Origin of the sequence: Dietzia sp. 179-F 9C3 NHS, assembly GCF_045369825.1 — a bacterium.
Lineage (GTDB): Bacteria > Actinomycetota > Actinomycetes > Mycobacteriales > Mycobacteriaceae > Dietzia.
Genome location: NZ_JBIQES010000018.1, coordinates 22,706 through 34,015 on the forward strand (window position 1 = coordinate 22,706; position 11,310 = coordinate 34,015).

Below are 11,310 nucleotides of genomic sequence, written 5' to 3' on the forward strand. Positions count from 1 at the left end.
CGCCCCGACTCGGTGAGTCAGGGGCTCACAGGCCCGGGGCGCAGGTCGCGGCCCTCCACGCCACCGGGCACCGAGTACTTCTCCAGGACGTCGGCACCGAGCGAGGGCGACGGGTCCAGGTGCGACAGGCCGTTGAAGCAGAGGTTGACGATGTGCGCAGCCACCTCTTCCTTGGGCGGAGTTCGCACGTCCAGCCACCACTGTGCGGTACCCGAGACCATGCCGACCAGTGCCTGCGCATACATGCCGGAGGTCTGCGGCGCGAAGCCGCGGGCCACGAACTCCTCCCCCAGGATGTGCGCCACGCTCGCGACGGCGTCGTTGAGCAGCGTCGAGTACGAGCTGCCGCCCGGCGTGGACGTGTCGCGGACCAGAATGCGGAAGCCGTCGGAGCGCTCCTCGACGTACCGCAGCAGTGCCATGGCCGCCCGCTCGATCCGGTGGCGTGAGCCCTCCCCGCTGATCGCCTCCGCGATCTCGGCCCCCAGGTACGCCAATTCGCGGTCGCACACCACCGCGTAGAGCCCCTCCTTGCCCCCGAAGTGCTCGTACACAACCGGCTTGGACACCCCGGCCACCGCAGCGATCTCCTCCACGGTCGCCGCGTCGTAGCCGTACTCGGCAAAGATCTGCCGGCCCACCTCGACCAGCTGCTGGCGCCGCTGGGCGGCCGTCATCCGCGTCCGCGGGGCGGGCGTGTCCTGCGCTGTCATGGGCGTGTACCTCCTGACCGTCGGCGCCTGCACACCTCCGCACGGCGGGGCCGGCCGGCGAGCTCCCCCACCAGGACTCGAACCTGGAATGTCTGAACCAAAATCAGAAGTGTTGCCGATTACACCATGGGGGAACGGCCCTGCTCGAGCCGATCACAGTGTGGCACATGCGGGCGCCCGGGCGGGTTTGCCCGTCGTGCCGCCGTCTCGCCTCTGCTCGGTCGGTAGTGATTTTCGGGAGGCTCTGGCGTTTCGCTCACTCGCGCACCCGCGAGGCTGGCCACGTGTGGGCACCGCGGTCACTCTCGCCCCACACGGCTCGGTGGCCTCGGTGGATACCTCCCGGGCGGCGCGGCCGACGACCCGTCGGTCCGTCGAAGTGAGCGAATCGTGGGTTCAGGCCTGCGCGAATCCGTTCGGCGGCGGGGATTCGCTCAGGGCCCGTCCCACGATTCGCTCACATCGCACGCCGCTCAGGCACCACCGGGCCGGTGCCGCCGGCACCTGCTGCTCTGTTCGCCGACGTCGATGCAGGTCACGCGTCGGCTCACCATCCGGGGCAGTGCGCGAGTGAGCGAAACGCCAGAGTGTCGTGAACGCGTCAAGGCGCAGCGGCGCAGGGGCTCAGGCCGCGGGGCGGGGCCTGTCAGAAGATCCGGCCGGAGATGCCGAGCGCCAGGACCAGCAGGATCACCCCGACGATCGCCATGGCCGCCAGGGGCGGCTGGCGCCTGCGGCGTGGAGGGGAGTGGTCTCGTCGGCGGCGTCACTCCTCGACGTGCCGACCGTAGGCGTCCCGTGGGCCCGTGCCACCGGTCGCCAGGGCGACCGGGCCGCACGCACACTGGGGAAGCTGCCCGCGCTATGCAAAGTCGTGCGAGGACAATCCGGCCGGAGCGACGGCGGGCGCGACAGCAGGCGCAACGGCGAGAGGAGAGGCGATGCGGAACTGGGAGACCCTCGACGCCGACGTCGTGCTCCTCATGGACCGGCACTTCACCCCGGGGCGCGGCGGGCGGGGTGTCGAGAGGGTGGTGATGCACCACAACGCGGCGGTCCTCACGGTGGAGCAGGTCCACCGGGTGTGGCAGGACCGGCCCGCCTCCGCGCACTACCAGGTGGAGTCCGGCGGCAGGATCGGCCAGCTGGTGTGGGACGACGACACCGCGTGGCACGCCGCCGACCCCGACGTCAACCAGACCTCGATCGGCATCGAGGTCTCCAACTCCGCCGGCGCCGAGCAGGACTGGCCGATCAGCGACACCGCGATCGAGGAGGCCGCCCATCTGGCCGCGGCCGTGTGCGCACACTTCGCACTCGGCCGGCCGGCGGCGGGCACGACGATCCGCTGGCATTCCGAGTTCGCGGCCACCACGTGCCCGTACCACCTCGCCCGCGGCGGCCGGTACCACGAGACGTTCATGGACCGCGCCGGACACTGGTTCGACGAGATGACCGGTTCGACGGGCTGACCGGGGCGGTGGTCTGAGTCCCGAGTGACCGGCTCAGTCGGCAGTGGTCCCCCGCTCCACGGCGCGCCGCACCGTGTAGCGCAGGAGCGCGGGAAAGACGATCGCGGCCACGGCCATCCCGATCACGACCAGCACGCCGCCGCCGGCCGCCGCGACCGCGGTGCCCACCGAGGCGGCGGCGACGCCGTGCGCGACGTCCCCGATCCGCGGGCCGCCCACCACCACGACGATGAACACGCCCTGCAGCCGGCCGCGCATCTCGTCGGTGGCGGCGTCGAGCAGGATCGCCTGGCGGAACGCGGCCGAGATCATGTCCACGGCACCGCCAAAGGCCAGGGCCGCCAGCGCGAGCCACAGCCACCAGCGCGACGCCCCCGGCGAGGACACACCCACCACCACACCGAACGCCACCATGGACAGCCCCCACAGGGTGATGCACACGAGCACCGCCAGCCCCTGTCGGCGCACGCGCGGGATCCACCCGGAGAACACGCCGCCGACCACAGCGCCCACGCTCATGGCCGCGAAGAGCAGGCCGAGCGCGGTCCCGCCGGTGACGGGATCGCCGAAGGTCTCGGTGGCGATCTGCGGGAACAGGGCGCGCGGCATGCCGAAGACCATGGCGATGATGTCCACGACGAACGAGGCCAGCAGGATCCGCCGGGTGGCGAGGTAGGCGAAGCCGTCGATCACCGACCGCAGCCCGGCCCGCCGCCGCTCCCCCGTCTCGGACACCGACGCCGGCTGCGGCGGCAGCCGCAGCACGGCCCACAGCGTGGCCAGCAGGAACACCGAGTCGAGCAGGTACAGCGTCTCCAGGCCGACCACCGGGATGAGGATGCCGGCGGACACGGGCCCGACGATCGCGCCGAACTGCATCACGGTCATCATCAGCGAGCTCGCCGAGGCCAGCTGCCCGGACGGGATGAGCCGCGGGATGATCGCCGACCGGGTGGGTTGGTTGACGGCGAAGAAGGCCTGCTGGACCGCGAGCAGCCCCATGACCAGCCACACGTTGCGGTTGCCGGCGGCGGCCTGGATCCAGAACAACACCGCCGTCACGATGAGGCCCCAGGTCGTGGCGAGCAGCAGCTTCCGGCGGTCCACGGCGTCGGCCAGCGCCCCGCCCCACAGGCCGAACACCACGAGCGGGACCAGGGCGAACGCGCCGGTCAGACCCACGTAGGCGGAGCTGCGGGTGATCTCGAACACCTGCTGCGGCACGGCGACGATCGAGAGCTGGGCGCCGATCACCGTGACGATGTTGGCGACCCACAACCTGCGGAAATCCGGCTGCCGCAGCGGCCGGGTGTCGGCGAGTTGGCGACGGAGGAGGGACACCGTGGCAGGCTACGCCCCAGGGAATCGCCGGTCTCGGGCCGACCTCGTATCCTGTGAGACGGTCCGCGCCGGCGGGCCACCCGAGATCACCGACCTGGCATCACCGACCGGGGCGCTGCCACGCCCGAGGAGAACGATGACGCAACCCCAGACCGGACGTGCGCAGACCGCCGTGATCGTCCTCGCCGCCGGGGCCGGCACGCGGATGAAGAGCGACACCCCCAAGATGCTGCACCGCGTCTGCGGCCGGACCATGCTCGGTCACGCGCTGCACGCCGCGGCCGGGATCCGGCCGGACCAGGTGGTGGTGGTCGTGGGGCACGACCGGGAGAAGGTCACCGCCGCGGTGGAGGACCTCTCGTCGTCACTCGGTGTCCCGGTGACCACCGCGGTGCAGGAGGAGCAGAACGGCACGGGCGACGCGGTCGCCTCCGGTTTGTCGGCGCTGCCCGCCGGCTTCGCGGGCACGGTCCTCGTGACCACCTCCGACGTTCCGCTGCTCGACGCGGAGACCCTCGAGGAGGTGGTGACCCGCCACGAGATGCGCCCCCGCGCGGCGGTCACCGTCCTCACCTCCACGGCGCCCGACCCCACGGGGTACGGCCGCATCGTGCGGAACGACGACGGCGAGGTGCTGCGGATCGTCGAGCACAAGGACGCGTCGGAGGACGAGCTGGGGATCGACGAGGTCAACTCCGGCGTCTACGCCTTCGACGCGCGGGTCCTGCGGGACTCCCTGGGCAAGCTGAGCACCGACAACTCGCAGGGCGAGCTGTACCTCACCGACGTCCTGCAGCTGGCGCGGCGCGACGACAAGGTGGTTCGGGGCCACCGCATCGAGGACGGGGACCGCGTGGCCGGAGTCAACGACCGCGTGCAGCTGGCCGCGCTCGCCGCCGAGATGAACCGCCGCCTGTGCGAGGCCGCCATGCGCGGCGGCGCCACCATCGTGGACCCGAGCAGCACGTGGCTCGACGTGGACGTGCGCATCGGCCGCGACGTGACGATCCTGCCCGGCACACACCTCACCGGCACCACGGAGATCGGTGACGGCGCCACCGTCGGCCCCGACACGACCCTCACCGACACGACCGTGGGCGCCGGCGCCACCGTGATCCGCGCGCACGCCGTGGGCGCGACGATCGGTGCGGGCGCTGAGGTGGGCCCCTTCGCCTACCTGCGCCCCGAGGCCGAACTCGGCGAGCACAGCAAGGTGGGCACGTTCGTCGAGGTCAAGAAGTCCTCGATCGGCGCCCACACCAAGGTCCCGCACCTGACCTACGTCGGCGACGCGACGATCGGCGAGTACTCCAACATCGGAGCCTCCAGCGTCTTCGTCAACTACGACGGGGTGAGCAAGCACCGCACCGTGATCGGCGACTACTGCCGCACCGGTTCGGACACCATGTTCGTCGCGCCGGTGACCGTCGGTGACGGCGCGTATTCGGGCGCGGGTACCGTGATCAAGAACGATGTGCCCCCCGGTGCCCTCGCGGTGTCCGGTGGGCGGCAGAGGAACATCGACGACTGGGTGATCGACCACCGACCGGACACCGGTTCGGCGGACGCCGCCCGGCGTGCCAGGAACGACTCCCAGAAGGACGGGCGCAGCCAGTGAGCGAGTGGATCGAGAACCAGAAGAACCTGATGCTCTTCTCGGGCCGGGCCCACCCCGAGCTCGCGGAGCAGGTGGCCGCCGAGCTCGGCGTCGAGATCACCCCGCAGACCGCGCGGGACTTCGCCAACGGCGAGATCTTCGTCCGCTTCGAGGAGTCCGTCCGCGGCTGCGACGCCTTCGTGCTCCAGAGCTGCCCCGCGCCGCTCAACAAGTGGATCATGGAGCAGCTCATCATGATCGACGCGCTCAAGCGCGGCTCGGCCAAGCGGATCACCGCGATCCTGCCGTTCTACCCGTACGCGCGGCAGGACAAGAAGCACCGCGGCCGCGAGCCGATCTCGGCCCGCCTCATCGCGGACATGTTCAAGACCGCCGGCGCCGACCGCATCATCACGGTGGACCTGCACACGGACCAGATCCAGGGCTTCTTCGACGGCCCGGTCGACCACATGCACGCGCAGGGCCAGCTCTCCGACTACGTGCGCGAGAACTACGGCACCGAGAACATCTGCGTGGTCTCCCCCGACGCAGGCCGCGTCAAGGTGGGTGAGAAGTGGGCCGACGCCCTCGACGGGGCCCCGCTGGCCTTCGTCCACAAGACCCGCGATCCCAACGTGCCCAACCAGGTCAAGTCCAACCGCGTGGTGGGCGAGGTCGAGGGCCGCACCTGCGTGCTCATCGACGACATGATCGACACCGGCGGCACCATCGCCGGCGCGGTCAAGATCCTCAAGGACGCGGGCGCGGGCGACGTGATCATCGCCACCACCCACGGCGTGTTCTCCGACCCGGCGGCCGAGCGCCTCGCCTCGTGCGGCGCCAAGGAGGTCATCACCACCAACACGCTGCCCATCCCGCCGGAGAAGCACTTCGAGAACCTCACGGTCCTGTCCATCGCGCCGCTGCTCGCGCGCACGATCCACGAGGTCTTCGAGAACGGCTCGGTGACCAGCCTGTTCAACGGGGTGGCCTGACATGGCCGGCGACGAGGGCGCGAACGGCGGCGGCGCGACGATCTACCACAACCCGCGCTGCTCCACGTCGCGGCGGGCGCTCGAGCTGCTCCGCGAGAACGGCATCGAGCCGACGATCATCAGGTACCTCGACACCCCGCCGACCGTCGAGGAGCTGCGCACCCTCATCGCCGACGCCGGCCTGACCCCGCGGCAGGCGGTGCGGGTCAAGGAGCAGGAGTTCACCGACCTGGGGCTACTCGGGGTGGACGACGACGAGCTGCTCGCCGCGATGGTCGCCCACCCGCGGCTCATCGAGCGCCCCTTCGTCGTCACCCCCAAGGGCACCCGGCTGGCGCGCCCGACCTCGGCGGTCGAGGATATCCTCTAGCCCGGCGGCTCAGGAGCCGGTCGCGAGCCTCGAGATCCAGTACGGGATCAGGCCCATGCACTCCGGCGTGATCGCCATGCAGGTGGGCTGGTCCGGCCGGGGGCCGAACAGGTAACGCAGCGGGTTCTCCAGCGAGCCTTCGGGAAGCAAGGTCTCTCCTCCGGGTCGGTAACTCGGTGTGTCACAGGACATATCGGCGCCTCCGGGGGTATTCGTTACGCCGATTTGTGAGCTCCCAGCTCACGCCGTTAGGCTGGTCGGGTCATCTCGGCGAGGGAGGACGCGCGGGCGCGCCCGTGAGGTCACTCCGTTATCGACGCGATCTTCTGCAGGTGCCGCCCTCTCGCGGGGCCGCCCACGGCGATCGTCTCGGGTCGCCGGGAACCGGATACACCGACTGCAGAGGATCACCGATGCCCAACAAGCTCCCCAGCCTCAAGGCCTCCGTCCGCACCGAGTTCGGCAAGGGCTCGGCCCGCCGCGCCCGTCGCGAGGGCCAGGTCCCCGGCGTCATCTACGGCCACAAGACCGATCCGCGCCACGTGCTGCTCGACACCCTGGCGTTCGCCGCCATCCTTCGCAAGGAGGGCACCAACGCCGTCCTGTCGCTCGACATCGAGGGCGAGGAGCAGCTCGCGCTGACCAAGCAGATCGACGTCAACCCGCTCACCCGCGAGATCGAGCACACCGACCTCCTCGTGGTCAAGAAGGGCGAGAAGGTCATCGTCGAGGTCACCGTCAACCTCGTCGGCGAGGCCGCGCCCGGCACGCTCGTCACACAGGACGCCACCGTCGTGGAGGTCGAGGCCGACGCACTCAACATCCCCGAGTACCTCGAGGTCTCCATCGAGGACGCCGAGGCCGGCCTCATGGTCACCGCCGCCGACCTGGACCTGCCGTCCGGCGTCACGATGATCTCCGACCCGGAGTGGCTCATCGTCAACGTCATCGAGGCCCCGACCGAGGACGAGATGGCGGGCGACGAGGACGACGAGGTCGCCGGCGCGATCGAGGAGTCGCAGGAGCAGGACAAGGCCGAGTCCGAGGCGGCCGCCGAGGACGAGTGATCCCCGGCCGCGGCCCACACCGCGGCTCCCGGCTCCCCGAGGGCCCGTGCACGACCGACCCGGTCGCGCGCGGGCCCTCGGCCCGTGTCCGGGGCAGCGCGGGACGCGGGGCTCAGCCCCGGATGAGCCCGACGGCGAGGACGCCCATCATGACGGCGATCGCCGCGTCGAGGACCCGCCACGCCCCGGGCCGGGCGAACAGTCCCCGCAGGACGCGGCCACCGAAGCCGACGAGCGGGAACCACAGGGCCGCCGCGAGGAAGGCGCCCGCGGCGAACACCCAGCGCAGGTCGCCGGCCTGCTGGTTGGCAAGGCTGCCGAGCAGCACCACGGTGTCCAGGTAGGCGTGCGGGTTGAGCCAGGTGAACGCAGCGATCGCCCCGAGCGCGCCGAGCAGCGACGGCGCCCGGGCCGCGTCCCCGGCGACGAGCCCGGCACCGGGGCGCAGGGCCCGACCGGCGGCGAAGGCGCCGTAGCCGAGAAGAAAGACGACGCCGAACCAGCGCAGGACCTCCAGCGCGGCCGGGGCGGCCTCGACGAGCGCGCCCACGCCGGCCACACCGAACGTGATGAGCAGCGCGTCGGAGACCACGCAGAACACGACGATCGGGACCATGTTCACGTCCCCGCGGATCGAGCGCTGCAACAGGTAGGCGTTCTGGGCGCCGACGGCCGCGATGAGGCCCAGGCCCATGGCGGTGCCGGTGAGGAGCGTCGAGGTGGTGGTCACGTGTCCCCACGGTAGGCAGCCCGGGACCAGTAGTCACACTGTTGTTTCTGGCCTACCATCAGTTGTGCTTATGAAGCCGCTGCACCTGGACCAGCTCCGCACGCTCGTGGCCGTGGTGGACCTGGGGTCGTTCGACGCCGCCGCGGCGCACCTTCATGTCACGCAGTCCGCGGTGTCCCAGCGCATCCGCGCGCTCGAGGACTCCGCGGGCCGCATCCTCGTGCGCCGCGACCGGCCGGTGCGCCCCACCGCGTCCGGCGAAGCGCTGCTGCGCACGGCCCGACAGATGCTGCACCTCGAGGAGGCGCTCGGGCACGAGCTCGGGGGCGGTGACGACGAGGTCGCCGGACACGTGGCCCTCGCAGTGGCCTGCAACGCCGACTCGCTGGCCACGTGGTTTCTCGACGCGATGGTCGCCGTCCACGGTTCGGGCCGTGTCGTCTTCGACGTCCGGCGCGAGGACGAGTCCCTGTCCACCGAGCTGCTGCGCCGCGGCGAGGTCATGGCGGCCGTCACCAGCGAGGCGCACCCCGTCCAGGGTTGCCGCTCGCTGGCGTTGGGCGCGATGCGCTACCTCGCGTGTGCGAGCCCGGCGTTCGTCGAGCGTCACCTCGCCGTCGGATCCCCCGCCTCCGGGCTCGGCCGAGCCCCGGTGGTGGACTTCGACCGCAGCGACGGCCACCAGAGTCGCCACTACCGCCGGCTCACCCGCCGCGACCCGACCGGGCCGCGGCACTACGTCCCCAGCTCCCACGACCACCTGCGGGCGATCGGCGCCGGCCTGGGGTGGGGCCTGCTGCCCGAGCAGCTCGCCGCCCCGGGGCTGGCCTCCGGCGACCTCGTGGAGCTCTCCCCCGACCGGCCGCTCGACGTGCCGCTGTACTGGCAGCACTGGAAGCTGCACTCCCCCGCCCTGGACGCGCTCACCGACGCCGTCCGCGACACCGCGAGCGCCGCCCTACGCCCGCCCGGCCGCCCCTGACACCCCGCGCGGCCGCGTCTGGGATCATGGCGGGTGTGAGTGACACCGCCCCCACCCTCGTCGTGGGCCTCGCCAACCCCGGCCCGGACTACGAGGGCACCCGCCACAACATCGGCTGGGAGGTGATCGCCGAACTCGCCTCCCGCGCCCTGCCCATGCCGGCGAGCTTCTCGGTCCACAAGCGCACCAACTGCCACCTCGCGCAGACGCGCGTCGCCGACCGGCCCGTGGTGCTGGCGCGCCCGCGCTCGTACATGAACCTCTCCGGCGGCCCGGTCTCCGCGGTGGTCAAGTACTTCTCCGTGAAGCCCACCGACGTGATCGTGGTGCACGACGAGATCGACGTGGACTTCGGCCGGATCCGCCTCAAGCGCGGCGGCGGCGAGGGCGGCCACAACGGCCTGCGCTCGGTGAGCAACTCGCTCGGCACGCGCGACTACCTGCGCGTCCGCGTGGGCGTCGGCCGGCCGCCGGGCCGCATGGACGTGGCCGACTTCGTGCTCAAGCGCTTCTCCAAGCTCGAGCAGCCCGACGTGCCGTTCCTGGTCCAGGACGCCGCCGACGCCGTCGAACTCCTGGTCCGCCACGGCCTCGAGACTGCCCAGAACCAGGTCCACCAGCGGTGACGCGCGCGCGGCGGTTCGTGCGCGAGGCCCGGCTCGGCAACGGCCGCGCCACCCTGGACCGCGCGGGACGCGCACTCCTGGCCTGGGAGGTCCACCGGGCGGCCGGCCTCGACGTAGCCCCCGGCTCCCCCACCCCCGGCACTCCCACCCCCGGCCCCGTGGCGCCCGGGCTGCGCGTCACCCTTCACCCCCGCGCGGGGCCCGCGGCCTGGCTGCGGATGGCCGCCCCGTGCGAGGTCACCGAGGTGGTCGACGACCCAGACGCCCGCGGCTTCACCTACCGCACCCTCCCCGGCCACCCCGAACACGGCACCGAGACCTTCCTCGTGCACCGGAACCGGGCCACCGACGAGGTGCGGTTCCGGATCGAGGCGATCTCCCGACCCGGCCGGCTGCTCGTGTGCCTCGCAGGGCCGCTCGCCCGAGCCGAACAGGACCGGATCACCCGGCGCTACCTCGATTCGGCACGGCTCCTCGCGATCTGACGCCACCCCCGGGCCGCCCCCGGGCCCCCGGGTTGCCCCCGTTCCGCCCCCGCGGACGCCCGCGCGGCCTTAGCCTCCTGTCATGACGCACGCACCGAATCCCCGGAGCGAGGCCGACGGCGGGACCCCGATGATCTCGCTGACCTCGGTCGACAAGAACTTCGGCGACTTCCACGCCCTCCGCGACATCAACCTCGAGATCCCGCGCGGGCAGGTCGTGATCGTGCTGGGCCCGTCCGGCTCAGGCAAGTCGACCCTCTGCAGGTGTATCAACCGCCTCGAGACCATCGACTCCGGGGAGATCCGGATCGACGGCACGGCCCTGCCCGACGAGGGCAAGGGCCTGGCCAAGCTCCGCGAGGAGGTGGGCATGGTGTTCCAGCAGTTCAACCTCTTCGCCCACAAGACCATCCTCGAGAACGTCACCCTGGCGCCGATCAAGGTCAAGAAGATGTCCAAGGCCGACGCCGAGAAGAAGGCCATGGGCCTGCTCGAGCGCGTCGGGATCGCCGACCAGGCCGGCAAGTACCCGGCACAGCTCTCCGGCGGCCAGCAGCAGCGCGTCGCGATCGCCCGGTCGCTGGCCATGGACCCCAAGATCATGCTCTTCGACGAGCCCACCTCGGCGCTCGACCCGGAGATGGTCAACGAGGTGCTCGACGTGATGACCTCGCTGGCCAAGGAGGGCATGACCATGCTCGTCGTGACCCACGAGATGGGCTTCGCCAAGAAGGCCGGTGATCGCGTCATCTTCATGGCCGACGGCGCCGTCGTCGAGGACACCGACCCGGAGAGCTTCTTCTCGGCCCCCGAGTCCGACCGCGCCAAGGACTTCCTCGGCAAGATCCTCGGCCACTAGTGGTCCGCATTTGAAGTGTTCTTACGGTTGGCTTTCGCGAGGACTTCCTCTGCGGTTTTCGTCCAGACGAACG

At 71.4% G+C, this 11,310-nt stretch carries 13 protein-coding genes and 1 tRNA gene; 9 read left to right on the forward strand and 5 right to left on the reverse strand.

The features are described 5' to 3' along the window. Positions 1-17 precede the first annotated feature (17 nt). Positions 18-713 carry a TetR/AcrR family transcriptional regulator gene (locus tag ACH0BZ_RS15310; protein ID WP_406899553.1) on the reverse strand — a complete coding sequence of 232 codons (696 nt, stop codon included), beginning with the start codon at positions 711-713 and terminating at the stop codon, positions 18-20. Between the two features lie 62 nt (positions 714-775). Continuing rightward, positions 776-847: transfer RNA gene (locus ACH0BZ_RS15315), tRNA-Gln, on the reverse strand. Positions 848-1,654: 807 nt separating this feature from the next. Between ACH0BZ_RS15315 and ACH0BZ_RS15320 the strand changes: the two genes are divergently transcribed. Next, on the forward strand, positions 1,655-2,185 hold the full coding sequence (locus ACH0BZ_RS15320) for an N-acetylmuramoyl-L-alanine amidase (RefSeq protein ID WP_406899555.1): 531 nt from the start codon (positions 1,655-1,657) through the stop codon (positions 2,183-2,185). A 33-nt stretch (positions 2,186-2,218) separates the two neighbouring features. On the opposite strand, the gene ACH0BZ_RS15325 is transcribed toward ACH0BZ_RS15320, so the two are convergent. Then, positions 2,219-3,526 (reverse strand): MFS transporter, encoded by a 1,308-nt coding sequence (locus ACH0BZ_RS15325; protein ID WP_406899556.1) that lies wholly within the window; start codon positions 3,524-3,526, stop codon positions 2,219-2,221. Positions 3,527-3,662: 136 nt separating this feature from the next. On the opposite strand from ACH0BZ_RS15325, the gene glmU reads away from it, so the two are divergent. Genes glmU through arsC form a run of 3 tightly spaced genes read left to right on the forward strand, consistent with a single transcriptional unit; the run spans position 3,663 to position 6,488 of the window. Further along, on the forward strand, positions 3,663-5,144 hold the full coding sequence (glmU, locus tag ACH0BZ_RS15330) for a bifunctional UDP-N-acetylglucosamine diphosphorylase/glucosamine-1-phosphate N-acetyltransferase GlmU (RefSeq protein WP_406899557.1): 1,482 nt from the start codon (positions 3,663-3,665) through the stop codon (positions 5,142-5,144). Next, positions 5,141-6,118: a ribose-phosphate diphosphokinase gene (locus tag ACH0BZ_RS15335; RefSeq protein WP_406899559.1), complete on the forward strand. Its 978-nt coding sequence runs from the start codon at positions 5,141-5,143 to the stop codon at positions 6,116-6,118. The genes glmU and ACH0BZ_RS15335 overlap by 4 nt, the downstream gene beginning before the upstream one ends. A 1-nt stretch (position 6,119) precedes the next feature. Beyond that, a complete protein-coding gene (arsC, locus tag ACH0BZ_RS15340) occupies positions 6,120-6,488 on the forward strand; it encodes an arsenate reductase (glutaredoxin) (protein WP_406899561.1) in 369 nt (122 codons plus the stop codon). Between the two features lie 9 nt (positions 6,489-6,497). Here the strand turns inward: arsC and ACH0BZ_RS15345 are convergent, their stop codons facing one another. Continuing rightward, positions 6,498-6,638, reverse strand: a complete 141-nt coding sequence (locus ACH0BZ_RS15345; protein WP_406899563.1) for a hypothetical protein — start codon at positions 6,636-6,638, stop codon at positions 6,498-6,500. A 263-nt stretch (positions 6,639-6,901) separates the two neighbouring features. Here ACH0BZ_RS15345 and ACH0BZ_RS15350 point away from each other — a divergent pair, with 263 nt between their 5' ends. Continuing rightward, positions 6,902-7,555 (forward strand): 50S ribosomal protein L25/general stress protein Ctc, encoded by a 654-nt coding sequence (locus ACH0BZ_RS15350; protein ID WP_406899564.1) that lies wholly within the window; start codon positions 6,902-6,904, stop codon positions 7,553-7,555. 112 nt (positions 7,556-7,667) lie between these two features. On the opposite strand, the gene ACH0BZ_RS15355 is transcribed toward ACH0BZ_RS15350, so the two are convergent. Next, entirely contained in the window at positions 7,668-8,285 is a 618-nt protein-coding gene (locus tag ACH0BZ_RS15355) for a LysE/ArgO family amino acid transporter (protein ID WP_406899565.1), read from the reverse strand. A gap of 70 nt (positions 8,286-8,355) precedes the next feature. Here ACH0BZ_RS15355 and ACH0BZ_RS15360 point away from each other — a divergent pair, with 70 nt between their 5' ends. From ACH0BZ_RS15360 to gluA, 4 genes are all read left to right on the forward strand, one after another. Next, on the forward strand, positions 8,356-9,267 hold the full coding sequence (locus tag ACH0BZ_RS15360; protein ID WP_406899566.1) for a LysR family transcriptional regulator ArgP: 912 nt from the start codon (positions 8,356-8,358) through the stop codon (positions 9,265-9,267). 26 nt (positions 9,268-9,293) lie between these two features. Continuing rightward, positions 9,294-9,893 carry an aminoacyl-tRNA hydrolase gene (gene pth / locus ACH0BZ_RS15365; RefSeq protein WP_406899567.1) on the forward strand — a complete coding sequence of 200 codons (600 nt, stop codon included), beginning with the start codon at positions 9,294-9,296 and terminating at the stop codon, positions 9,891-9,893. Then, on the forward strand, positions 9,890-10,378 hold the full coding sequence (locus ACH0BZ_RS15370) for a DUF1990 family protein (RefSeq protein ID WP_406899569.1): 489 nt from the start codon (positions 9,890-9,892) through the stop codon (positions 10,376-10,378). Before pth ends, ACH0BZ_RS15370 begins: the two co-directional genes overlap by 4 nt. 130 nt (positions 10,379-10,508) lie before the next feature. Next, positions 10,509-11,237 (forward strand): glutamate ABC transporter ATP-binding protein GluA, encoded by a 729-nt coding sequence (gene gluA / locus ACH0BZ_RS15375; protein ID WP_406899570.1) that lies wholly within the window; start codon positions 10,509-10,511, stop codon positions 11,235-11,237. The last annotated feature ends 73 nt before the right edge of the window (positions 11,238-11,310 follow it).

Excerpts from the sequence above, each read along its gene's own strand:
- ACH0BZ_RS15310 (WP_406899553.1), bottom strand. The coding sequence starts at position 713 with ATGACAGCGCAGGACACGCCCGCCCCGCGGACGCGGATGACGGCCGCC.
- ACH0BZ_RS15320 (WP_406899555.1), top strand. The coding sequence starts at position 1,655 with ATGCGGAACTGGGAGACCCTCGACGCCGACGTCGTGCTCCTCATGGAC.
- glmU (WP_406899557.1), top strand. The coding sequence starts at position 3,663 with ATGACGCAACCCCAGACCGGACGTGCGCAGACCGCCGTGATCGTCCTC.
- arsC (WP_406899561.1), top strand. The coding sequence starts at position 6,120 with ATGGCCGGCGACGAGGGCGCGAACGGCGGCGGCGCGACGATCTACCAC.
- ACH0BZ_RS15350 (WP_406899564.1), top strand. The coding sequence starts at position 6,902 with ATGCCCAACAAGCTCCCCAGCCTCAAGGCCTCCGTCCGCACCGAGTTC.
- ACH0BZ_RS15360 (WP_406899566.1), top strand. The coding sequence starts at position 8,356 with ATGAAGCCGCTGCACCTGGACCAGCTCCGCACGCTCGTGGCCGTGGTG.
- pth (WP_406899567.1), top strand. The coding sequence starts at position 9,294 with ATGGCGGGTGTGAGTGACACCGCCCCCACCCTCGTCGTGGGCCTCGCC.
- gluA (WP_406899570.1), top strand. The coding sequence starts at position 10,509 with ATGATCTCGCTGACCTCGGTCGACAAGAACTTCGGCGACTTCCACGCC.